Source organism: Paludisphaera borealis (assembly GCF_001956985.1).
GTDB lineage: Bacteria > Planctomycetota > Planctomycetia > Isosphaerales > Isosphaeraceae > Paludisphaera > Paludisphaera borealis.
Genome location: NZ_CP019082.1, coordinates 120,741 through 143,612, shown reverse-complemented (window position 1 = coordinate 143,612; position 22,872 = coordinate 120,741). Strand labels below are relative to the sequence as shown.

Below are 22,872 nucleotides of genomic sequence, written 5' to 3'. Positions count from 1 at the left end.
TTACGGATCGCCCCGATTGGTTTAGTGGTCTGGAACGCATGGGCGAACTCCAAAGGGTTCGGCGCTCCAAGGGATTGAGATCGTGGAAGGGCGGGAGGCCCGGTGAAGACGACCGAATCGACGAGAGGCCGGGCCGACTCGACGGCGAGCAGAGATTCCGCGACGAAGTCCGACGCGGGGGTGATGAGCGGGCGCGTGCTCGAGCTCGACGCGCTGCGCGGACTGGCCTGTCTGGCCATCCTGTTCCACCATTTCAAGCCGCACTTGCTGCCGTTCGGATGGGCGGCCGTCGATCTGTTCTTCATCCTCTCGGGCTATCTGATCACGGCGATCATCCTCAAGAACGGACGCCAGAAGCATTTTCTCTTTCATTTTTACATGCGTCGCGGGCTCCGCATCTGGCCGATCTACTATTTGACGGTCCTCGTGGTCGCGGCGGCCTCGCCGTGGCTGCCTCGGACGTACGACTATGCGGGCCTGCCGTACATCTTGACCTACACGCAGGAAGTCGGGCTGCACTGGTCGCGGTCGACTCCGGCGTTCAGCGAATACCTGATGCACACCTGGTCGCTGGCCGTCGAGGAGCAGTTCTACCTGATCTGGCCGGTTCTGGTCTGCCTGGTCGGGCGTCGCGGGGTCGTGTCGCTGGCCCTGGCCTTGGCGACGGCGGCCGTGTGCGCGCGGTCGTCGGAGATGTACTGGCGGGTGCTGCTGACGAGGGCCGACGGCCTGGCGCTCGGCGCGTTGCTCGCGGCGCTGTTCACCGCCCGCAAGGCGATCCGCGAGCATTCCGCCGTGCCGAAGGTCTTCGCCGCGATCGGCCTGGGCGCGGTCGCGTACCTGGCGTTTCTGATCGCGTCGGGCGGGATGTCGAAGCCCGAAGCGCCCCCCTGGCCGGGGCCGTCGCTCCTGGCGGTCAACGTGCTGGGCGCGGCGATCGTAGGCCTGGTGATCTACTACCAGGGCCGGCCGGCCTTGAGCGTCCTGCGACGGCCGAGGCTCGTGAAGATCGGCCAGTTGAGCTACGGCCTGTACATCTATCATTACGTCTTGATGCTGCTCAGCGACGACCTCGCCCGCGCGTTCGGCCTGGGCGGCCGTCCCTTCTGGCGCGAGGCCCTCACCGCCGCCGTCATCTACGCCGTCGCCGCTCTCTCCTGGCGATACGTCGAGATGCCGCTGCTCCGCCTCAAAGACCGCTTCGACTACCGCCCCACCGCCCGGGCCGAAGCCTCGAAGCCGCACTTCACGGCGTAACGAGCCGGCCGAACTTCTCCCCCTACCAGCCGGCTGAGTTGGAACGGTACTTGAGGATGGTGCCGCTCAGTGGTATAGATTGGTGGTGTGGTCGATTCGGGTCCAGGGGTCGGAAAATGCCCGAGTTCGATTCGGAAAATGCCCGAGTTCGATCCCGAGAGGTGGCTGCGGTTCGTCCGGTTTCCGGCCTTCACGCGTGATTGGGACCGGCTCGGTTTGAGCGGCGAGGATCTCCGACAGCTCGAACTCGTGATCCTTGAGAATCCAACCCGGCCTCCCGTCGTTCAGGGGACCGGGGGCTTGAGAAAGATCCGATTCGCCGGGCGGGGATCGGCTCGCGGCAAGAGCGGGGCGTACCGGGTTTGCTACGTCGTCTATCCTGATTTCGGTGTGATCGCCTTGGTGGTCGTGTTCGGAAAGAAAGAGAAGGATGACTTGAGCCCCGCCGATCGCCGAGCGGTCGCGGTGGTCATCGGAGCGTTCAGGGAGGAACTTGAGGCGGAGTTCCGTCGCGATCAGGCTCGCGATCCAGGCCAGGAGCAAGGGGGCCGATAATGAGCAAGGCGGTCGACGAGAAGCCCAGGCGTGGCGGGAAGAACGCCCGGCCCACGGCGGGCTCTACAGGGAGCGAGAAGCTGTCGTCGGCGGGGTCGAAGATCGTCTCGGCTTTCGAGGAGGCGATCGAGGCCGTGCGATCGGGCGGCCTGGCCGACGGCCGGCTCACGATGCGCAACTACCACGCGGATTTCGTTCGCCCCACCTATGGGCCGGACGACGTCCGTCGCGTTCGCGACGTCCTGGGGATGAGCCAGGTCGTTTTCGCGCGGTTCCTCGGCGTCGGCCCGAACACGATCCGGTCGTGGGAGCAAGGTTCCCGCCCCCCCAGCGCGATCGCCCGGCGTTTCATGGGGGAGATCGAAGGCGATCCGGATTACTGGCGGAACCGCGTGGCGCGAGGTCGCGGCGAGTAGCTCCGATTTCAATCCGCCCGCCCGCGTCGAAGCCGTACTTTTCGGCGTGAAGAGCCGGGTTTCCTTGGACGCTCGTCTCTCGGAGCCGTGAGGCGCGGGGGCGGTGAGTGGTTATACTGATTGTCGCGAATAGGGCGGGGCGCGGGCGGGGGCGCGTCGGGCGGCTTCTTTATAACGATAACGCACAACGAGGATCGAGCAGACGCGATGAGCACTTCCAACGAGGTTCCGGGAGGTCGCCGGTCGCGACGCCGATGGCTGTTGTGGCTGGTCCTGGCGGTCGTGGCGGTTCCGTTCGCGCTGTTCGCGGCGCTGCCGTGGATCGCGGGGACGCCGTTCGCCAAGCATCGGATCGAGGCGTTCGCCAACCAGATCCTCGCGCCGGGGGGCGTCGCCTTCGACCGCGTCCGGCTGTCGTGGTTCCGACCGACGGAGATCGACGGCCCGACGCTGATCGACCCGCAAGGCGACAAGATCGTCTCGGCGCCGTCGGGGACGTTCAGTTGGAGCCTCTGGCAGATCCTCTTCGCCCGGCCGATGGTCGGCACGCTGGCGCTCCATCACGGGGAGGTCGACATCGAACGCGCGGCCGACGGCACGGTCGACCTGCTCCAGACCCTCAAGCCGATCTTGAAGGACAAGCCCGAGCGAACGATCCAGGTCCGACTCGACGACGCCACGCTCCGGTTCCGCCAGGAAGGGCTCGCCGACCCGTTCTACGCCGACAAGGCCGACATCGAGATCGACCTCGCGCGCTATCCGGAACCGATCGCCTGGAACCTCAAGCTCGCCCGGACCAGCGAGCCCTCAGGCCCGGGGACCATGGGCATCGAAGGCCACATCGGCCACGACGAAGTCGGCGGGCCGCCCCGGAACGCGGCGCTTGCGGTGAAGGCCGACAACTGGCCCTGGCGGTTCACCCAGCCCAACCTCCACGCGACGGGCGTCTTCACCGGCTCGCTCGCCGCCCAGCTCGTCGATGGTGTGGCGACGACCGAAGGCGACGCGGCGATCTTGAACCTCGTCGTCGGCGGCGGCAAGCTCTCGGGCGACGAGTTGCGGCAAGACAAGGTCGCGTTGGGCTGGAAAGTCGAAGGCCGCGACGGCTCGTACAAGGCCGACCGGTTCACGCTCGACGCGCCCGTCGCGACCCTCTCGGCCGCCGGCGTCTTCCCGCCCGCCGCCGACCAGCAGGCGAAGGTCGAGGGCCGCGTCGACCTCGCCGCCCTTGCCGGTCAGCTTCGCCATACGCTCCGACTCCAAGACGACCTGAAGCTCGAAAAGGGGACCGTCGAGATCCTCGCCGAGGCGAAGGCCCGATCCGACGAGGAGACCAAGGCGCAGGGGCCGGGCCAGCGGATCAACGTCACGGCGAAGCTCGGCGAGCTGGCCGCGACCAAGGGGGGCCGGGCGATCACCTGGAAAGACCCCGCGACGCTCGTCGCCCGGCTCGACCGCTCGGCCGACAGCCTGAGTCTCGATCAGCTCGAGGTCCAGACGCCGTTCCTGACCGCCACGGGCCAGGGGGACGTCGATCGCGGCATCGACGTGACCGCCACGTTCGACCTCGCCGCCGTCCGCGACCGGCTCCGCGACTGGGTCGAACTCGGTGCCGTCGAGACGGCCGGGCAGGGGACGTTGCACGCCCGATACCGCCGCGAGAAGGCCGATTATCAGCTCGCGGCCGACGCCGAGGTGAAGGGGCTGGTGCTCGGCGGCTTGCCGGTCGTCGAGACCGTGCGCCGGGACGCGGTTCGCGGCGATCTGGCCGTTCGAGGCGCGGCCGAAGCCTCGGGAATTCCGCGCGACTGGCGGTTCGTCTCGCTGCTCGGCAAGAGCGGGGTCGACGAGATCAAGCTCGAATCGACGGCCGACGCCGCGAGCCCCGCGCCGGCGACGGTCAAGGCGAGCGGCCGGACCGAGCTGACGTTCAACGGGTCGAAGCAGGTCGTCAAGGCCGGCTGCGACGTCCGCTCGAACGCCGACGCGATCGACCTGGGCGCGCTCGCGCTCTCGGTCGAGCCGTTCGTCGGGCCCGGCGGCAAGTTCCTGCCGGCGGCGGCGACGGTCTGGAACGGCGGCGGCCGGTACGACCGCAAGAAGGACGAGCTGGTCGTGGAAGCCCGGCCGGCGGCCGACGGCGAGGCTGTGAAGGCGTTCGCGATCGCTCCTCAAAAGCTGAGCGCGGGGGGCTTCCGGTCGAAGGGGGCGGCCTGGTTCGAGGCCGACCTGAAAGGCGATCTCGGCGCGCTCCAGAAGCTGGCCGGGCTCGACGCCGCCTCGGTCGCCGGCCGGCTGACCGGGATCGTTCAGGGGCGACAGAATCAAGACGCCTGGGACCTCGGCTTCCGGCTCCTGGGACACGAGCTGTCCCGAAAAGCGGCGAAGCCGGACGCCCCGCGCGAGGAGATCGGCGAGGTGGAAGTTCAGGCGCGGGCGACGCTCGCGATGAACGCCAGGCGGCTCGATCTCGCCGAGCTGGCGATCGTCACGCCGTACGTCCGGGCGGATGGCGAGGGGACGATCCGCGACCTCGGCGACACGCCCGACGTCGACCTCAAGGGAAACCTCAGCCCCGACTGGGAAGGTCTCACGAGGCTGCTGGCGAGCAAGGTCGAGCCCAACGCCTCGATCAGCGGCCAGGCCTTCCCCTGGCGGCTCGTCGGCAAGCTGCCGCTCTCGGAAGCGACCGATGGAAACCTGCCCGAAACGCTCGACGGCGAGGTCGGCGTGCACGTCGATCAGGCCGACGTCTTCGGCATGCGGCTCCAGCAGACCAAGGTCGTCGTCCGCGTGAAGGAAGGGCAGGTCCTCATCGACCCGATCGACTCGACGCTCAACGCCGGCCGGCTCCATCTCGACCCCGAGCTGGTCGTCGACAAGAAGGGAGTACGATGGCTGCATTTGGGGCGGTCATCGAGCCTGATCGACGCCGAGATCAACGACGAGGTCTCGCACCGGGTGCTCACCTACGCCGCGCCCGTGCTCGACCAGGCGACCCGGGTCCAGGGGCGGATCTCGCTCGACCTGGTTTTCGCGAACGTGCCGCTGGGGGGCGAGCGCGAGGGCGTTCAGACGCGGGTCGAGGGAGACGTTCAGTTCGGCAACGTCGAGTTCATGCCGGGGCCGCTGGTGGACGAGCTGATCGGCGTCTTCCGCCTGGAGCGCCGGCCGCTGCTGGTCCTCCGCGACCCGATCTCGGTGCGCGTCCTCGGCCGGAAGATCTTCCAGGAGGGGCTGATCCTGCCCGTCGGCAACGTCGCGGTGATCGGGGTCGACGGCTGGGTCGATTTCGACAAGAACCTCGACCTGCTCGCCAGTTTCGCCGTCGTCCCCCCCAAGCAGAACATCCCGGTCCTCTCGGCGATCCTCGAATCCACGCAGCTTCAAGTTCCGATATCGGGGACGCTCGACAAGCCGAAAATCAACGGCGACGCGATCAAGGACCGGTTCAAGAATCTGGGCGACGCCCTCCTCGAAACGACGCTGGGGATCGGCGGCGGCGGCCTGGGCCGGCTCTTCCAGGGGGCCGGCCGCCCTCGCCCCGAACGCGAGGTTTTTCCGCCGCTTTCCGGTCCCGACGACGAGCTGGACGAAGCCGGCGACGACAAGCCGGCCAAGCCTGGCGAAGAACCGGCGAAGGCCCGCGACGACGCCCCCAAGGGCCCGCTGTTCCCCAATCTCCGCCTCCCCGGCTCACTCACGCCTGAGGAGCGCCAGCTTCAGCGCGAGACACGTCAGCAGCGCCGCCTCGACAAGCGCGCCGAGCGCCGGGCGCGCCGCGGCCTGCCGTTGGAATGAGACCGCGATCATCGCCGAGGACGCCACTCCCCGCAACGATCATTTTGAGACAGGATGGAGTCATGCGTTTCAAGCGGAACCGGCGTTTGGTCTCCAACAAGTTGCTTCGAGCGATTTAGCGCGGTTTTCCTTTGGGTTGCACACGAACTTGCGTTCGAGCTGGGAGGGCGAGGCTCCCGCCGAGCCAGCCAGTGCGGCTCGGCGGGAGCCTCGCCCTCCCGGATCAATCTTCTTCATCTGTGTGCATCCCAAACGTAATTCGCTCCAAAGGGCTGATCGCCCGACACTTGCATCGAGCCCTCGGAATACGAGCCCGAAGCGTCAGCGAGTGCATGGTTCGACCGGACGGCTTCGGGCGTGACGAGGCTCGGGATGCCATGCACTCGCTGGCGCTTCGGGCTCGTATTCGAATCGGATTCCGATCCGAGAATCGATGATCCCGGCGGAAGCGACCGAACTTCCGATGCGGGCTCGCGATCGGGTCGCCGGGCGGCGATAATCGGCCGGGGCTCGCCGGACGGGCCGTTTTCGAAAGGTCGAATCGAACCGTGAACCCGGAGACAGCGCATGCCGTCGAGCCCGTCAGGAAGCGAACTCACGGAGCCTCTCGAAGTCGAAACGGACGTCATGAGCGGGGCGCCCGTCGTTGAGGACGAGCCCGAGAGTCGGCCGGGGGGCGTGCCGCTGTACGTCTGGGTGATCGTCGCCGCCCTGATCGCGATCCCGATCGGCTGGTACTGGGGCGAGGGGGCGAAAGCTCTGGAGATCATGCCCGCCCTCATCATGCGGGCGCTGACGGCGATCGCCGCGCCTCTGGTCGTGCTGGCCATCCTGCACGCGATCGTCAGCAACGAGATCCACGGCCGCCACGGGGCCTTGATGATGGTTTTCTACCTCATCAACACCCTGATCGCGATGGTGATCGGTCTGGGCCTCACCAACCTGGTGAAACCCGGCCTCGGCGCGGCTCTCACAGAACACGGAATGCCGGCGGCCCCGTTGGTCAGGAAGTCGGTGACCGACCTGGTCGTCGAGCTGATCCCCCGGAGCATCGGCGAGGCGTTCGCGCAGAACAACCTGGCGCAGCTCGTGGTCCTCACGCTGGCCCTGGGGATCGGCCTGGTGAAGATCCGGGACGCCCAGAAGGCGCGCGGCGAGACCTCGTTCCAGACGGTCGTCGACCTGCTGGCGATCGGCTTCGAGCTGCTGATGAAGATCCTGCTCTGGGTCGTCGCGCTGGTGCCGTTCGCCGTGTTCGGGATCGTGGCGGCGCAGGTCGGTCATAAGGAGGGGATGCAGGTCTTCCAGTCGTTGATCTGGCTGATCGTCGTCGTCGTGGCCGGCCTCTGCTGCCAGGTGGCCTGGTATCTGCTTCAGATGGCGGTCTTCGCTCGGATGTCGCCATGGAGGTTCCTCGGCGGCGCGGGCGACGTCATGGCCAACACCTTCAGCACGGCGAGCACCGCCGCCACGATCCCGATCACGCTGGGCGCGCTCAAGCGGCTCGGGGTCTCGCGGCGGTCGAGCCAGTTGTGCGCCTGCATCGGCACGAACTTCAACAACGACGGCACCGCGCTCTACCAGGCGACGGCCGCCCTGTTCATGGCCCAGGCCCTCGGCTATTCGCTGAGCCTGACCGACCAGGTGCTCATCGTCCTGACGACTCTGGTCGCCAGCGTCGGCGCGGGGGGGATTCCCTCGGGGAGCTTCGTGACCATGCCCCTGATCTTCGCCGCCGTCCGGCTCCCCGTCGACAAGATCCCGATCCTCTTGACGGTCGACTGGTTCCTCGACCGCTGCCGGACCACCTCGAACGTCCTCGGCGACATGACCGTCGCCGTCCTCCTCGACCGCGTCGCCCCGCCGAAGGAGACGGAGCGGGCGGCCTGAGCCAAGGGACTGATCGGTCCGTTGTCGTTGTAGCCGGCGTCTGTGAGGCCGGGGGGCCGACCCCGGCCCCAATCGGAATGCAAGGGGGGCTCGATCAGCGCCGGTTGTTCTTGAGTTGGAGGGCGCGTTCGAGCAGGGCCGGGTCGAGCTTCAGTTTCGGGGCGGGCTTCTTGGCCGCGGGAGGGGGCGTGGGCTCGTCGTCCTCGCCGGCTTCGAGGGCGGCGGCGGCCTGGTCGGCCGAGGGCAGGGGGGGAAGCCCAGGGGCGTTCGCGGCGGCCGGCTTGGCGATCGGGAGCCTCTTGGGCTTGGGGATCGCGGAGGCGGCGGAGGCGGCCGGAAGGTTCGGCTTCACGCCGGAGACGGCGAAGGGAACCGGGAACTCATTGGGGTCGGCGGCGGCGTCGTCGGCCCATCCCGTGCCAGGGGAATACCGCATGGGGGGGATGACCTTCGTGGTCGTCTGCAAGGGGCCGCCGACGACCGCTCCGCCGGCGACCGGCTCGACGTCCACGGTCCCCTTGCTGATCCGGGTGCGGCTGACGGCGAAGTCTTCGGTCGAGCCGTTGGGCGCGGCGGGGCCGGATTCGGCCGTCGCGGCGCCGCCGCCCGGCTTGACGCGGAGGTTGTTCACCCAGGCTGCCAGGATCTGGTACGCCTTGTCGTTCGACCCCTGGAAGATCGGCCGGGTGTTGGGGCCTCGGCCGTGCGGTCGCAGCGAGCTGGCGAGCAGTTCGCTCCGGCCGGGGTTCTCGCGGTCGACCAGCCGAAGCACGGCGTCAAGATTGGTGCGGAGGCTGTGGGGCGTGCGATCAGCCCTGCGCTTGAACTCGATGAGCTGGAAGTCCCCTTCGTAGCGGTCGTTGTGGCACTTGGCGCAGTACGACTGAAGGACCGGGTGGACGAAGCTCTGGAATTCCTGGGCCCGCTTCATGGCGGCGCCGGGGGGGAGGTCGAAGATGACGGGCAGGTCGCTGACCCCCATGCCGCGGCGGGCGCCCCGGACCACGGCGTTGTCGAGCGTCGCGGGACGCTCCATGGTCCCCGGCTCGACGGTCTCGGCGCTGGTCTGCTTGACCTCGGCGTCGCGCTGCTGGCGCTGGGCCGTCCGGCTGTCGGCCATGCCGATCGAGGTCAGCATCGCCTTGGCCCGGACGTGCTTGGGATCGATCTTCAGGATGCTGTCGAGATGCCCTTGGGCCTCGGCGGCCAGGCCCTTCGACAGGCACCACTGCGCCAGCTTCAACTGCTCGTCCATGTCGTCTTCGGGAACCTGTTCGAGCTTGTACTGGTGGACTTCCTGGATCGTGTCGAACGCGCGCTCGACCTTCCGCTCGGGGAATTTCATGATCCCCGCCGTCTGGGTCACCGCGACCATGCCGTCCTCCTCCGAGACCACGCCGCTGAGGATGCGGCCGTCGGTGAGCAAGACCAGCTTCGGCTTCGCGGCGTCGGCGGCCGGCTTCTCAACCGCCTGCACGTCCGCTTCATCCGACTTGTCGGCGGCTTGCGATTTCCAGCCCGCAAGCCCCAGGACGGAAATCGCGACAACCATGAGCGTACGATGAGACATAGTCATAAGCCGCTCGGCCCTATCTCGTCGCCGGAAGTGGATTCACTTCGGCCGACAAGTCAAGAAATTGATGGAAGTGGTGGCGGGACGTTAGCCAAGCCCCTAGAATCCGTCAAGGCGAACCGCGGCGCGCCATTTGAATGATCGGAATGCCTGTCCCGAGCGCCGAACCGGATTTTTCACGAGGACGCACGGTGGCTCAGAATCAATCATCCATGCTGATGGGCGTGGTCGGCCAGGTCGTGGTCGTCGATCTCGCATCGACGTACGTCTGCCTCGGGACGCTCGCGGGGTGCGACGAGCTGTTCCTCGAACTCCGCGACGCCGACCTGCACGACTTCCGCGACGGCACGGCGACCCGCGAGGTGTACGTCTACGAGTCGGCGACCCTGGGGATTCGACGCAACCGCGACCGGCTCTTGCTCCGGCTCGCCGACGTCGTGGCCGTCTCCCGGCTGGAAGATGTCGCGACATCGTGACGCAACGCCCGTTTTCCTCGAACCGTCGGGGAAAATCCGCGTAAGATGAGAGAAACCGTTGCGACCGACGAACACGCTCCTGAAACACAAACTCACGCCGCGCTCAGATCGCGGGTGATTTTTCTGGTCGAATGATCGGCTGCCTTGCATTTGGAAGGAACGCGTAAAGCCATGAAGAAGCTCCTTCGCTGGACCTTTTTGCCCCTGATCGCGGCGGCGGCGGCCTGGTCCTCCGCGCGAGCCGCCGAGGTCCGCGACCACGCCGGGATGTTCTCTCCAGAGGCGGTCCAGAAGGCCACGGAGGAACTGACGCGGGTCGAGCGCGTGACCAAGGTTCCGATCGTGATCGAGACGATCGACGCGATCCCCGACCTCGACGCCGACGCCACGCGCGAGGTCAAGCTCAAGGCCGTCAACGAGCTGGCCGTGAAGCGCGACCGCGACATCCGCGCCGAGGGGGTCTACATCCTGCTCTCCAAGAAAGACCGGGTGCTGTCCAACGTCCTGGTGCGCGAGCGGTACGCGAACGTGCTGACCAAGGAGAAGCGGACGACGATTCGCGACGCGTTCGTCGAGCCGTTCAAGGCCGGCGACTACGACGGCGGCCTCGCCAAGGCGACCGCAGCGCTCGCCACGGCCCTTCCCGACGGCCCCGTCGCCGTTCCGGGACGCCGCCGCGCGGCCGACGCCGGTCCCGGCGCGCCGGTCGGAGCGCGTGGGGCCCAGCCGCACGGCATCGGCTCGCTGCTGACGATCGGCCTGGGCATCCTCGCCGTCCTGTTCGTCGTCCGCCTGCTGAGCGGCCTCTTCGGCGGCGGCGCCGGCGCGGGATATCCGCAGCAGATGGGGGGCATGCGCCCGGGGATGGGACAAGGCTTCGGCGGCCCTGGCTATGGCGGCGGCTACGGCGGCGGTCGCGGCGGCGGATTTATGTCGAGCCTGATGGGCGGCATCGGCGGCGCGGTCGCCGGCAACTGGCTCTACGACCAGTTCTCCGGACGCCACTCCCAGGGCCACGTCGACTCGTCGAACTATAACTCCGGCGACGCGACCAACACCGGCGGCGACGACATCGTCGGCGGCAACGACGGCGGAGCCTCCTGGGGCGACTCCGGCGGCGGCGATTGGGGAGGCGGCGGCGGAGACTGGGGAGGCGGCGGCGGCGATTGGGGAGGCGGCGGCGACGGCGGAAGCTGGTGACCGCCGCGCGGCCTGTCGCGTCGATCTGATCTGAGCGAAACCAACGGAAGGGGAGTGCGTCGAAGCCGGCGCGCTCCCCTTTCTCGCTTGGGTCGACTGCGTCAGGGGGTCGTCACCTTGACGTTCTTGAACCAGCAGTCGCTGCCGTGGTCCTGGAAGCCGAAGTAACCGGTCCGCGCCAGCTTGCCGATGGCGACCTTCGAGAACTTGTGGTTGCTGCCGTCGGGCCGCTTGCCGGCCTCGTTCCACTGGTCGAGGTCGATCTTCGAGACTTCCTTATCGTTAAGGACGACCGCGATCTTGGGACCCTTGGCGGTGATGGTCATGTGGTTCCAGTCGCCGGTCGGCTTCTGGGCGTTGACCTTGGGGGCGACCAGGTCGTAGAAGGCGCCCGAGTCGTGGAACCCCGTGCCGGTGGTGTCGTCGAGGGCCACTTCGATGCCCGTGTAGACGGGGTCCTTGAGGTCGCCGACCCGGATGAAGACGCCCGAGTTGCACCCCTTGGTCAGCTTGTAGTCGAAGTCGAGGACGAAGTCGCCGAGCTTCTCCTCGTGGACGGTGATGTAGCTTCCCGTGTCGTGAGGGTTCAGGCCGTCGGCCTGGACGAACTTGTCGGCCAGCGGCTTGCCGTCGCAGAGAATCCAGCCCTTGGGGCTCGAACCGTCGAAGAGGGTCTTGGCGTCATCGACGGCCGCGACGGCCAGCGAGCCGGCTGCGAGACCGGCCAGGACCACGGCGGTCAGTCGGGAACTTTGACGAATCCACATGGTGCTTTTCACTTTCTGTCGGTCGTGGCGGGGACGGGCAGGGCCGTCGCCCCTTTGCGGCGGCCGCTGTTCCGGCTAACGTAACATGCGGAGGTTCCGGTTCCACCCCGCCAGTCCTCGGCGGTCTCGATCCGCGATCCTTCTCGTCCTCGTTTCTCGGAATGATCGTTGGAGTCGCTCATGGATCGAATCTTGCTTCGCCGCGACAAGCTGCGCGCCCGGCTGGCCGCGGAGAACCTCGACGCCTTGCTGGTCGTCCATCCCACCAACGTCGGCTACCTGACCGGTTTTTCGGGCGATTCGACGCTGCTGCTGGCGGGCCGCGATCGCGACGTGATCCTCTCGGACGGCCGGTTCACGACCCAGCTCGAACAGGAATGCCCCGGCCTTGAAGCCGTCATCCGCCCGGCGGTCCAGTCGATGAACCAGGCCGTGGCGCAGACCGTCAAGGGGCTCGGAATCCGCCGGCTCGGCTTCGAATCATCGTACCTGAGCGTCGCCGACTGGGATTTCCTGAAGCGCGAGCTGACCTCCTGCGACCTGATCTCGACCTGCGACCACGTCGAGACCCTCCGGGCCGTCAAGGACGAGATCGAGATCGCCGAGATTCGCGAGGCGGTCGCCTTCGCCCAGCATGCATTCGTGAAGCTGCGGGCCAGCCTGGTTGAAGGCGAGACCGAGAAGCAGGTCGCCGACCGACTGGAAGCCTTCCTCCGCGAGTTCGGGGCCACGGGATCGAGCTTTCCGCCGATCGTCGCAGTCGGTCGCCGCGCGGCCTTGCCCCACGCCCGGCCGACCGCCGAGACGCGGATCGGCGACGACGATTTCGTCCTGATCGACTGGGGGGCGACCGGCCGACCCTACAAAAGCGACTTGACGCGCATGGTAGTGACCGGTAAGGTCACACCGGAATTCGAAAAGGTCTATCGCACCGTCCTGACGGCTCAAGAACGTGCCATCGCGGCGATTCGCCCCGGTGTTAAAGCTCAAGACGTCGACGCCGAAGCCCGCTCGGTCATCGAGCAAGCGGGGTTCGGCCGTTTTTTTGACCACGGGCTCGGACACGGGATCGGCATGGACATCCACGAAGCCCCGAGGCTCCGCAAGGAGTCGCCGACGATCCTCGAACCGGGCATGGTGGTGACGGTCGAGCCGGGCGTCTACCTCCCCGAATGGGGGGGCGTTCGCATCGAGGACGACGTCCTGGTCACCCCGGACGGCTGCGAGGTTCTGTCCGACCTGCCGAAGGCGCTCGACGCGATGAGGCTCTGAACCACGACGCACGACGCGGTCCTCGCCGACACGGTTCCGAGCGGCCCTCTTCATCGATATTCAATAAATAAAAAGCATAGAAACCAGCATCGCGTTGTGGAGTCAAGGAATGGGCGATAACGCTCCCGAAACAAGCGAGCCGTTCGACCTCAAGAAGGTCAAGTACCTGGTTCGGTTGATGAAACATTACGACCTGACCGACCTGGATATCAGCGACGGCCCCGCCCGCATCCACCTCCAACGTCGAGGCCCGGAGCTGGCGATCCCCGCATCGGCCTTCAACCCGCCGGCCGGCTCGCCCCTCGCCTATCCCCAACACGCCGTCGCCCCCTCGGCGTCGCCGGCGCCCCAGCCCGCGCCTCAGGAGGCCGCTGGCCCCAAGACGATCGTGATCGAGAGCCCCATGGTCGGCACGTACTACTCTTCGAGCGCCCCCGACACGCCGCCGTTCGTCTCGGTCGGGACCGCCGTGCAGCCCTCGTCGACGCTCTGTATCATCGAGGCCATGAAAGTCTTCACGGACATCCCGGCCGGCGTCTCCGGGACGATCGCCGAGATCCTGGTCAAGAGCGGGCAGCCGGTCGAGTTCGGTCAGCCCTTGTTCCGCGTCGTCCCGGCCTGACCGCCGCGCCGCGATGCGTCCCGAGAGAAGCGGTAGCAAGACAGTGCGCTTGTCGAGGTAGGTGAAGCCCGATGTTCCAAAGGATTCTGGTTGCCAACCGCGGCGAGATCGCGCTGCGGGTCATCCGCGCGTGCAAAGAGCTGGGCGTCGAAGTCGTCGCCGTCTACTCGCAGGCCGACCGCGACGCGCCCTACCTGGCGCTCGCCGATCGCGCGATCTGCATCGGCAAGTCGGCGAGCACCGACAGTTACCTGAACATCCCCCGGCTGATCGCCGCCGCCGAGGTCGCCGACGTCCAGGCGATCCACCCCGGCTACGGCTTCCTCAGCGAGAACCCCCAGTTCGCCGAGATCTGCCGGAGCTGCAACTTCGAGTTCATCGGCCCCCCCCACGAGGCCATCCGCAAGATGGGGCTGAAGACCGAGGCCAAGCGGATCGCCGCCGAAGCCAAGGTCCCCAGCGTCCCCGGCTCGGACGGGGGCGCCGTCTCCGACGCCGACGCGCTGCGGTTCGCCCGCGCGATCGGCTTCCCCGTCCTCATCAAGGCGGCCGCCGGCGGCGGCGGCAAGGGGATGCGCGTCTGCCGCGACGAAGCCTCGCTCGCCGGAGCCCTGCAAACGGCCCGCAACGAGGCCGAGGCCGCGTTCAAGAACCCCAGCGTCTACCTCGAAAAATACATCGACCGCCCCCGCCACGTCGAGGTCCAGATCCTCGGCGACGTCCACGGCGACGTCATCCACTGCTGGGACCGCGACTGCTCGCTCCAGCGGCGGCACCAGAAGCTCGTCGAGGAAGCCCCCGCCTCCTATCTGCCGATCGAGGTCCGCGCCAAGCTCGGCGAGGCCGCCGTCCGCCTCGCCCGCACCGTCGGCTACTACAACGCCGGCACCTGCGAGTTCCTGGTCGACGCCGACAACAACTTCTACTTCATCGAGGTCAACGCCCGCATCCAGGTCGAACACCCGGTCACCGAGATGGTCACCGGCATCGACCTGGTCAAGCAGCAGATCCGCATCGCGGCCGGCGAGCCCCTCGGCATCCGCCAGGAAGACGTCGTCTCCAACGGCCATTCGATCGAGGTCCGGATCAACTCCGAAGACCCCGACCACGACTTCCGGCCCTCGCCCGGCAAGATCACCGGCCTCCGCATCCCCGGCGGCCCCGGCGTCCGCTGGGACTCGCACATCCAGGCCGGCTACTCCGTCCCCCCCAACTACGACTCGCTCGTCGGCAAGCTCATCGTCCACGCCCCGACCCGCCCCGAAGCCGTCGCCCGGATGCGCCGCGCGCTCGACGAACTGGTGATCGACGGCGTCAAGACGACCATCCCGTTGCATCGCACGATCTTCCGCAACAAAGACTTCATCGAAGGCAACGTCGACACCACCTGGGTCGAGCGCGTCCTCATGCCCCAGGGCCGCGAGTCGGCCGCCGGCGGCTGAGCCAGCTTCGTGCCCCAGGTCGCGGTCAGTCTCAGGACTGACTGTTGCAAGCACGCCTTCTCCCTTGAGGGAGAAGGCGGCCGAGGCCGGATGAGGGGGCACGTGGAAAGTCGTTGAACGCCCATCGCTGGTCGCTTATGTCTCGCGCTCTTGAGGCGCTTCGTCCAGGGCGATCTTGGGATAGGGTTGCCGGGGAGGTTCACGAGCCCTCCGGAGAACGGGAAATGCCAGCACGCGACTACCTGATCGACCATAGCGGCTTCGATTGGACCGACCTTCTCTCGGGCTGGGCCTGGCTATTGCCCGTGGAGGTTACCGTTTGGCTGATGAATCGCTTTGGCGATTTGTTCCTCACGTCGCCCGGCGGGACCGTCCATTTGCTCGACGTTGGTGCCGGATCGCTTACACGTCTGGCCGAGGATCGGAACGACTTCTTCCGCAAGCTCGACGAAGAAGGCAATGCGGACGATTGGTTGATGATCCCGCTCGTCGACAGGCTGACGGCCGCGGGCATTCGATTGCAATCGGGGCAATGCTATAGCTTCGTGGTTCCGCCCGTCCTTGGCGGCGATTACACGGCCGAGAACACCGTGGTCCTGCCGATCAAGGAGCACTATGAGGCGTACGGCTCCTACCACTGTTCATTGCGCGGCATGCCGGACGGGACGCAGGTTTCCATCGAAGTCAAGAATCCTCCGCCGTCCTGACCAGAAATAGACGAGTCGAACAGGGGCTCCACATCGGCGACGACCCGCTAGCCGCCGCCTTCCCGCCGTGCTACGTTCAAATGAAGCGTCCCGCCGACGGAAGGGAACGCGAGAGAGTCGTGGCGATTCCCAACCGGCTCGATTCCGTCGCTCGGCGAGCCCGTCGTCGCGTCGAATGGAAGCGGCATTATGAAAGTCGGCCTGCTCACCGGCGGTGGGGACTGCCCCGGCCTCAACGCCGTGATTCGCTCGGTCGTCCGCCGGATCGCCAACGCCGGAGGCGAGTGCGTCGGCGTCCTTGAAGGCTGGCGCGGGCTCGTCCGTGGCAACACGCGGCCCCTCTCCGTCGCCGAGACCGACGCCCTCATCGGACTGGGCGGCACGATCCTCGGGTCGTCCCGCACCAATCCTTATAAGAATCCCGAGACCGACGTCCCGCTGCTCCGCCGCCATTTCGCCGCGCTGGAGCTCGACGCCCTGGTCGTGATCGGCGGCGACGACACTCTCGGCGTCGCCGTCCGCCTCATCAACGACTTCGAACTCCCGATCGTCGGCATCCCCAAGACCATCGACAACGACCTGAAACTCGTCGACTTCTCGTTCGGCTTCGATACGGCCGTCAACGTCGTCGTCGAATCCGTCGAACGACTCCGGACGACCGCCGAAAGCCACCGCCGCGTCATCGTCGTTGAAACCATGGGCCGCAGCACCGGCTGGATCGCCTGCTTCGCCGGCATGGCCGTCGGCGCCGACTATATCCTCGTCCCCGAAGTTCCCATCGACGTCCCCCACCTCCTCGGCGTCCTCAAATACCACCGCACCCCGTTCAAGAACCACGCGATCGTCATGGTCGCCGAGGGGGCCCGATACACCGACCCGGAACTGCTCGCCCTCGAACCCCGACCGTTCAGCCACCCCCGACTCGGCGGCATCGGTGCCTCGATCGCCGAGATCATCGAACGCCAGACCCGCATCGAAACCCGGACCGTCGTTCTGGGACACCTCCAACGGGGAGGAGCCCCCACGGCTCACGACCGCATCCTCGCCACCCGGTTCGGCCTCGCCGCCGGCGAGTTGGTCCTCCAGCGGCGATTCGGGACCGTCGTCACACTGAAAGACGCCCGGATCTCCGAAACCAGCCTCAATACCACGGCCCTGGCCAACTGCCCGTTGGATTTGGGCTTCTATCAGGACGCGGCGACCTTCTTCTATGAGCCTTACGAGCCAAAAACCAAGGAATAAGGGACGACGTAAACAGCTTGTCCAATGCGGGTTGCGAGATGACCACGAGAAAATACCGTGAAGAAGATTCGGTGGGTTGTTGACCTTCGCCGCCGTCCGGGTAATATATCCCTTGTCGCCAGTAAACGTCGCCTTGAACGACACGGCCGGCTGAGACGCTCGCAAGAGACGGCTCGACCGGCCGAAAACGTCGAGTGGACGGGGGCCGGAGACGCTCTTTGACAATCCGATTGATTGCAAGAATTCGTCAGCCAGACGAAAGCAAGAAGCAAGCCAGTCAGCCAGTGAACCTTTGAGGGGAGCCGGCGTGCGGACGGCACCGAAGGCGTCGTCGACCTCCAGGTCCTGGGGGTCGCCAAAGACGACGTCGGGACGGCCGCAAGGACCGGCGGCAAGAAGCTTCTTCAACGATCCGCCGCTCCTTCGGGGGCGGCGGCGAGCGGGGGAGGCGGGCTTGCCGCGACAGTAAGAATTTCCTCAATCCATTCGGATGGGGACCGGACTTCGGCGAAGCCCGCGAGGGCGAGTCGAGGGACGACCTAATCATGAAGGGTTTGATCCTGGCTCAGAATGAACGTTGGCGGCGTGGATTAGGCATGCAAGTCGAACGGGTCCGGCTTCGGCCGGGCCAGTGGCGGAAGGGTGAGTAAGGCGACGGCAACCAACCCCGAGGTTGGGTATAGCCGCGGGAAACTGCGGGTAATCCCCAGCGACGTGACGACGCCGGCATCGGCGTTTCACCAAAGGCTTCGGCCGCCTTGGGACGGGCCGTCGTGGTATTAGGTAGTTGGCGGGGTTACGGCCCACCAAGCCGATGATGCCTACCGGGCGTGCGAGCGTGGCCCGGCACACTGGGACTGAGACACTGCCCAGACTCTTACGGGAGGCTGCAGTCGAGAATCTTCGGCAATGGGCGCAAGCCTGACCGAGCGACGCCGCGTGGAGGATGAAGGCCTTCGGGTTGTAAACTCCTGTCGAGGGGGAGGAAGGGGCAACCTTGACCGATCCCTGGAGGAAGCACGGGCTAAGTTCGTGCCAGCAGCCGCGGTAAGACGAACCGTGCGAACGTTATTCGGAATCACTGGGCTTAAAGCGCGTGTAGGCGGATGGGTGCGTCGGCTTCTGAAAGCCCCCGGCTCAACCGGGGAAGTGGGGCCGAAACGACCCGTCTGGAGGGACGTAGGGGGATCTGGAACTTCCGGTGGAGCGGTGAAATGCGTTGAGATCGGAAGGAACGCCCGTGGCGAAAGCGAGATCCTGGACGTTTTCTGACGCTGAGACGCGAAAGCTAGGGGAGCAAACGGGATTAGATACCCCGGTAGTCCTAGCCGTAAACGATGAGCACTAGGTAGGGGGCTCGCCGATGGGCTCTCTGCCGTAGGGAAACCGTGAAGTGCTCCGCCTGGGGAGTATGGTCGCAAGGCTGAAACTCAAAGGAATTGACGGGGGCTCACACAAGCGGTGGAGCATGTGGCTTAATTCGAGGCTACGCGAAAAACCTTATCCTGGGCTTGACATGCAGGGATTAGCCGGCGGAAACGTCGGTGACGCCGCAAGGTGGAACCTGTGCAGGTGCTGCATGGCTGTCGTCAGCTCGTGCCGTGAGGTGTTGGGTTAAGTCCCCTAACGAGCGCAACCCCTGTGACTAGTTGCCAGCACGTAAAGGTGGGGACTCTAGTCAGACCGCCGGCGTCAAGCCGGAGGAAGGCGGGGACGACGTCAAGTCATCATGGCCCTTATGCCCAGGGCTGCACACGTGCTACAATGGGGCGGACAAAGCGTCGCCAGGCCGCAAGGCCGCGCTAATCGCAAAAACCGCTCCTCAGTTCGGATTGCGGGCTGCAACTCGCCCGCATGAAGCTGGAATCGCTAGTAATCGCGGATCAGCATTGCCGCGGTGAATGTGTTCCTGAGCCTTGTACACACCGCCCGTCAAGCCACCAAAGCGGGGGGCATCCGAAGTCGTCGGAGCCGAAAGGCAGGCGCCGAAGATGAAACCCGTGATGGGGACTAAGTCGTAACAAGGTAACCGTAGGGGAACCTGCGGTTGGATCACCTCCTTTCTAAGGATACTTAGAAAACCGACCTGGGACGTTCAATCCGGAAGTTGCCGCCAGGCCTCGTCCGCGACCGTCCCAAGGTCTCGTCGGCGCCGTTCCTCCCCGGAGGACCGCCGTGCGTACGCCTGCTCCCCCTGAAGGTTCACACCGAAAGAAACGCTTCTTGCTACAACGACGTCCGGGGCCGGGCTTTTCCAAGAGCCCGCCCCGGACGCCGTCTTCCCTCTTGCAATCGATCTCCGCGTCCGCCGGCCGCGGGGCGGGGCCGTCTCGTTCGGGACGACCTCGCCCCCTGGCCGGCACAAACGCCAGGAAAGGGACCGGCTCGGGCCGCGAGGCTTGATCCGTTCCCGTTGCTTTTTGACAATTCGGTGGTTGGTCATACACGAATCCAAGTTCGTGTCGCGAAAGCTCGTCTTCGGACGGGGGTTCGCGGCGACGGACGAGGGATTCACACTACATCCCCGCGGAAGTCTCATGACGCGAGTTGTGACGCTTTCGCGATCAGGGGTAGTGGCATACTCCACAACACAGTTTCACGCCGCATCGACGAGACGTCGACGCGGCGACAGAATGATACGAACCCTTTAGGAATTGGAAAGTCAGGGCCCGAGAGCGGTCGCCGCGTCGCGAGACGCCGGGATCGCACGCCTCGGGGCCCGCAAGCAGCCCGCAGGTCGGCACCGCGGTCTTCCCAGACGGCGGAGGCCCGATCGGCGTGGTCAAGCTCCTAAGGGCGCGGGGGGAATGCCTAGGCGTCATCAGCAATTCGAGCGTGGAAGGCTGCGATATGTCCGGGGGAGCTGCCCAACGAGCGTCGATCCCGGAATCCTCGAGGAAAACCCAGGGAACTGAAACATCTCAGTACCTGGAGGAGAAGAAATCAACCGAGACTCCCTCAGTAGCGGCGAGCGAACGGGGACCAGCCCAAACCGAGTGGGTCACCACTCGGGGTCGTGGGACCGGAGCCATGGAACGAGTCGAAGCGAGCCGAAGCCGTTTGGAAAATCGCACCAGAGCGGGTGACAGTCCCGTAGGCGAAGCGACGACTCTCCTATCCGGCACCCAAGTAGGGTCGGGCACGGGAAACCCGGCCTGAATTCGCGGGGACCATCCCGCAAGGCTAAGTACTCGATGACGACCGATAGCGAACCCAGTAGGGCGACCGAACGGTGGGAAGAACCCCGATCAGGGGAGGAGACTGAACCTGAAACCCCGCGCCTACAAGCGGTGGGAGGGCGTTGGCGCAAGCCAGCCTGACCGCGTGCCTTTTGCATAATGATCCGGCGAGTTACCGTGTCCGGCCAGGTTAACCCCTTCAGGGGGGGAGCCGTAGGGAAACCGAGTCTGAACAGGGCGTCAGAGTCGGGCGTGGTAGACGCGAAACCAGGTGAACTACCCATGGGCAGGTTGAAGCGGCCCTAACCGGCCGTGGAGGACCGAACCCACCAGTGTTGAAAAACTGGGGGAGGACCCGTGGGGAGGAGTGAAAGTCTAATCAAACCTGGAGATAGCTCGTTCTCTCCGAAATGGCTTTAGGGCCAGCCTCGGGACGTAGCGTGCGGGGGTAGAGCGACGGAATCCGACTGGGGGCCTTCCCGGCTACCCATCGGAACCCAACTCCGAATACCGCACGCCGGACCCCGGGAGTCAGAGTGTGGGGGATAAGCTTCATGCTCGAGAGGGAAACAACCCAGACCGCCGACCAAGGCCCCTAAAGCGACGCTCAGTGGTAAAGGAAGTGGGATCGCGGTGACAGCCGGGATGTTGGCTTAGAAGCAGCCACCATTTCAAAAGTGCGTAACAGCTTACCGGTCGAGCCATCCCGCGCCGAAAATGACGGGGACTAAGCGTCGTGCCGCAGTCGCGGATTCGCAAGAATGGTAGGAGAGCGTCGACGTCAGCAGTGAAGCGGCACGGGTAACGAGCCGTGGAGCGGCGTCGAGTGCGCATGCCGGAACGAGTAACGATAAGACGGGTGGGAAGCCCGTCCGCCGAAAGCACAAGGTTTCCTGGGGAAGGTCAATCCGCCCAGGGTCAGCCGGGACCTAAGACGAGGCCCAAGGGCGTAGTCGATGGACAGACGGTTAATATTCCGTCGCCCGAGCGGGAAGGTTGAACGAGGGAGGACGCCGGGAACAGAGAGGTCGGGGCGCTAGAAACCCCCGTGCCGCAAGGCCGACAGCTTGATCTGGAAGCCTCTGGAAGTCTCGGCCGCGAAAAGCCCCCTCGGGACGACCCGCCGGCCCGTACCGCAATCCGACACAGGTGTGCTAGGTGAGCATCCGAAGGCGTTCGGGAGAACCCTCGTGAAGGAACTCGGCAAAATGACCCCGTACCTTCGGTACAAGGGGTGCTCCCTCGCAAGGGGGAGCCGCAGAGAATCGGCTCTAGCGACTGTTTATCAAAAACACAGGACTCTGCTAATTCGCAAGAAGACGTATAGAGTCTGACGCCTGCTCGGTGTCGGTAGGTTGAGGAAGCCAGTCAGCGCAAGCGAAGCCGGCGACCGAAGCCCCGATAAACGGCGGCCGTAACTATGACGGTCCTAAGGTAGCGAAGTTCCTTGTCGGGTAAGTTCCGACCTGCATGAATGGCGTAACGACTGGAGCACTGTCTCCACGAGGGACCCGGTGAAACTGTAGTCGTGGTGAAGATGCCACGTACCCGCGGTTAGACGGAAAGACCCCGTGAACCTTTACTGCAGGTTGGCACTGGTCCAATGCTCGTTCTGTGTAGGATAGGTGGGAGGCTTCGACCCGGCGGCGCCAGCCGTCGGCGAGCCACTGGTGAAATACCACCCTGAATGATCGTTGGCCCTCACCGACGCGTAGCCCGCGTCGGGACCGTGCTCATCGGGCAGTTTGACTGGGGCGGTCTCCTCCCAAAGAGTAACGGAGGAGCGCCATGGTACCCTCGGCCCGGTCGGCAATCGGGCAACACGAGCGCAAACGTACAAGGGTGCCTGACTGCGAGACGTATGCGTCGAGCAGAGACGAAAGTCGGCGTTAGTGATCCGGCGGTGCTGGATGGAAAGGCCGTCGCTCAACAGATAAAAGGTACTCCGGGGATAACAGGCTGATCTCCCCCGAGCGTCCCTAGCGGCGGGGAGGTTTGGCACCTCGATGTCGGCTCATCGCATCCTGGGGCTGGAGAAGGTCCCAAGGGTTTGGCTGTTCGCCAATGAAAGCGGTACGCGAGCTGGGTTCAGACCGTCGTGAGACAGGTCGGTCCCTATCTGCCGTGGGCGTAGGAAACTTGAGGAGAGTCTCCCCTAGTACGAGAGGATTGGGGAGGACCGACCTCTGGTGTACCGGCTGTCCTGCTAAGGGCACCGCCGGGTAGCTAGGTCGGGACAGGATAAGCGCTGAAGGCATCTAAGCGCGAAGCCCCCTCCGAGATGAGGTTTCCAGCAGGATTTCCTGCGTAGGCTCCTGGAAGACGACCAGGTCGATAGGCCGGACGTGCACGACGAGCGATCGTCTCAGCCGACCGGTCCTAACAGCCAAGCGGCTTGACCACCCCGATCGGCCCTCTTCTCCGAAGAGCGGACCCGAACCGGTGTGGCTGCAAGACAGTGACTCGCCGATCC

At 65.8% G+C, this 22,872-nt stretch carries 14 protein-coding genes and 2 rRNA genes; 14 read left to right on the top strand and 2 right to left on the bottom strand.

The genetic code is table 11. The features are described 5' to 3' along the window. The first annotated feature begins 195 nt into the window (after positions 1 to 195). The 5 genes from BSF38_RS00605 (at position 196) to BSF38_RS00585 (ending at position 7,919) form a co-directional block, all read left to right on the top strand. Complete coding sequence (locus BSF38_RS00605) at positions 196 to 1,257, top strand: acyltransferase family protein (protein ID WP_168189283.1); 1,062 nt, start codon at positions 196 to 198, stop codon at positions 1,255 to 1,257. A gap of 138 nt (positions 1,258 to 1,395) precedes the next feature. Then, positions 1,396 to 1,812: a hypothetical protein gene (locus tag BSF38_RS00600; protein ID WP_076342992.1), complete on the top strand. Its 417-nt coding sequence runs from the start codon at positions 1,396 to 1,398 to the stop codon at positions 1,810 to 1,812. Continuing rightward, positions 1,812 to 2,228 carry a helix-turn-helix domain-containing protein gene (locus BSF38_RS00595; RefSeq protein ID WP_076342991.1) on the top strand — a complete coding sequence of 139 codons (417 nt, stop codon included), beginning with the start codon at positions 1,812 to 1,814 and terminating at the stop codon, positions 2,226 to 2,228. Before BSF38_RS00600 ends, BSF38_RS00595 begins: the two co-directional genes overlap by 1 nt. A gap of 207 nt (positions 2,229 to 2,435) precedes the next feature. Next, positions 2,436 to 6,029, top strand: a complete 3,594-nt coding sequence (locus BSF38_RS00590) for a hypothetical protein (RefSeq protein ID WP_076342990.1) — start codon at positions 2,436 to 2,438, stop codon at positions 6,027 to 6,029. Between the two features lie 627 nt (positions 6,030 to 6,656). Continuing rightward, positions 6,657 to 7,919 carry a dicarboxylate/amino acid:cation symporter gene (locus BSF38_RS00585; RefSeq protein WP_076350501.1) on the top strand — a complete coding sequence of 421 codons (1,263 nt, stop codon included), beginning with the start codon at positions 6,657 to 6,659 and terminating at the stop codon, positions 7,917 to 7,919. A gap of 94 nt (positions 7,920 to 8,013) precedes the next feature. Here BSF38_RS00585 and BSF38_RS00580 read toward each other — a convergent pair whose 3' ends face one another. Continuing rightward, complete coding sequence (locus BSF38_RS00580; protein ID WP_145951910.1) at positions 8,014 to 9,495, bottom strand: hypothetical protein; 1,482 nt, start codon at positions 9,493 to 9,495, stop codon at positions 8,014 to 8,016. Between the two features lie 188 nt (positions 9,496 to 9,683). On the opposite strand from BSF38_RS00580, the gene BSF38_RS00575 reads away from it, so the two are divergent. Continuing rightward, on the top strand, positions 9,684 to 9,968 hold the full coding sequence (locus BSF38_RS00575) for a hypothetical protein (RefSeq protein WP_237170679.1): 285 nt from the start codon (positions 9,684 to 9,686) through the stop codon (positions 9,966 to 9,968). Positions 9,969 to 10,139: 171 nt separating this feature from the next. After that, on the top strand, positions 10,140 to 11,168 hold the full coding sequence (locus BSF38_RS00570) for a TPM domain-containing protein (RefSeq protein WP_076342987.1): 1,029 nt from the start codon (positions 10,140 to 10,142) through the stop codon (positions 11,166 to 11,168). Between the two features lie 101 nt (positions 11,169 to 11,269). On the opposite strand, the gene BSF38_RS00565 is transcribed toward BSF38_RS00570, so the two are convergent. Beyond that, a complete protein-coding gene (locus BSF38_RS00565) occupies positions 11,270 to 11,935 on the bottom strand; it encodes a 3-keto-disaccharide hydrolase (RefSeq protein ID WP_076342986.1) in 666 nt (221 codons plus the stop codon). A gap of 180 nt (positions 11,936 to 12,115) precedes the next feature. On the opposite strand from BSF38_RS00565, the gene BSF38_RS00560 reads away from it, so the two are divergent. The 7 genes from BSF38_RS00560 to BSF38_RS00530 all read left to right on the top strand — a co-directional run bounded on the left by BSF38_RS00560 (position 12,116) and on the right by BSF38_RS00530 (position 22,802). After that, entirely contained in the window at positions 12,116 to 13,207 is a 1,092-nt protein-coding gene (locus BSF38_RS00560; protein ID WP_076342985.1) for a M24 family metallopeptidase, read from the top strand. A 109-nt stretch (positions 13,208 to 13,316) separates the two neighbouring features. Further along, positions 13,317 to 13,829, top strand: coding sequence for an acetyl-CoA carboxylase biotin carboxyl carrier protein (accB, locus tag BSF38_RS00555; RefSeq protein ID WP_076342984.1), 513 nt, complete (start codon positions 13,317 to 13,319; stop codon positions 13,827 to 13,829). 71 nt (positions 13,830 to 13,900) lie between these two features. Then, entirely contained in the window at positions 13,901 to 15,271 is a 1,371-nt protein-coding gene (gene accC, locus BSF38_RS00550) for an acetyl-CoA carboxylase biotin carboxylase subunit (RefSeq protein WP_076342983.1), read from the top strand. Positions 15,272 to 15,495: 224 nt separating this feature from the next. After that, on the top strand, positions 15,496 to 15,978 hold the full coding sequence (locus BSF38_RS00545; protein WP_076342982.1) for a DUF1851 domain-containing protein: 483 nt from the start codon (positions 15,496 to 15,498) through the stop codon (positions 15,976 to 15,978). A gap of 189 nt (positions 15,979 to 16,167) precedes the next feature. Further along, the gene (locus BSF38_RS00540) at positions 16,168 to 17,220 is read left to right on the top strand and encodes a 6-phosphofructokinase (RefSeq protein ID WP_076342981.1); all 1,053 of its coding nucleotides are present in this window, start codon (positions 16,168 to 16,170) and stop codon (positions 17,218 to 17,220) included. A 542-nt stretch (positions 17,221 to 17,762) separates the two neighbouring features. Further along, a 16S ribosomal RNA gene (locus BSF38_RS00535) occupies positions 17,763 to 19,283 on the top strand. A 717-nt stretch (positions 19,284 to 20,000) separates the two neighbouring features. Beyond that, positions 20,001 to 22,802 (top strand): 23S ribosomal RNA (locus BSF38_RS00530). Together the 16S and 23S rRNA genes form the textbook arrangement of a ribosomal RNA operon. Positions 22,803 to 22,872 lie beyond the last annotated feature (70 nt).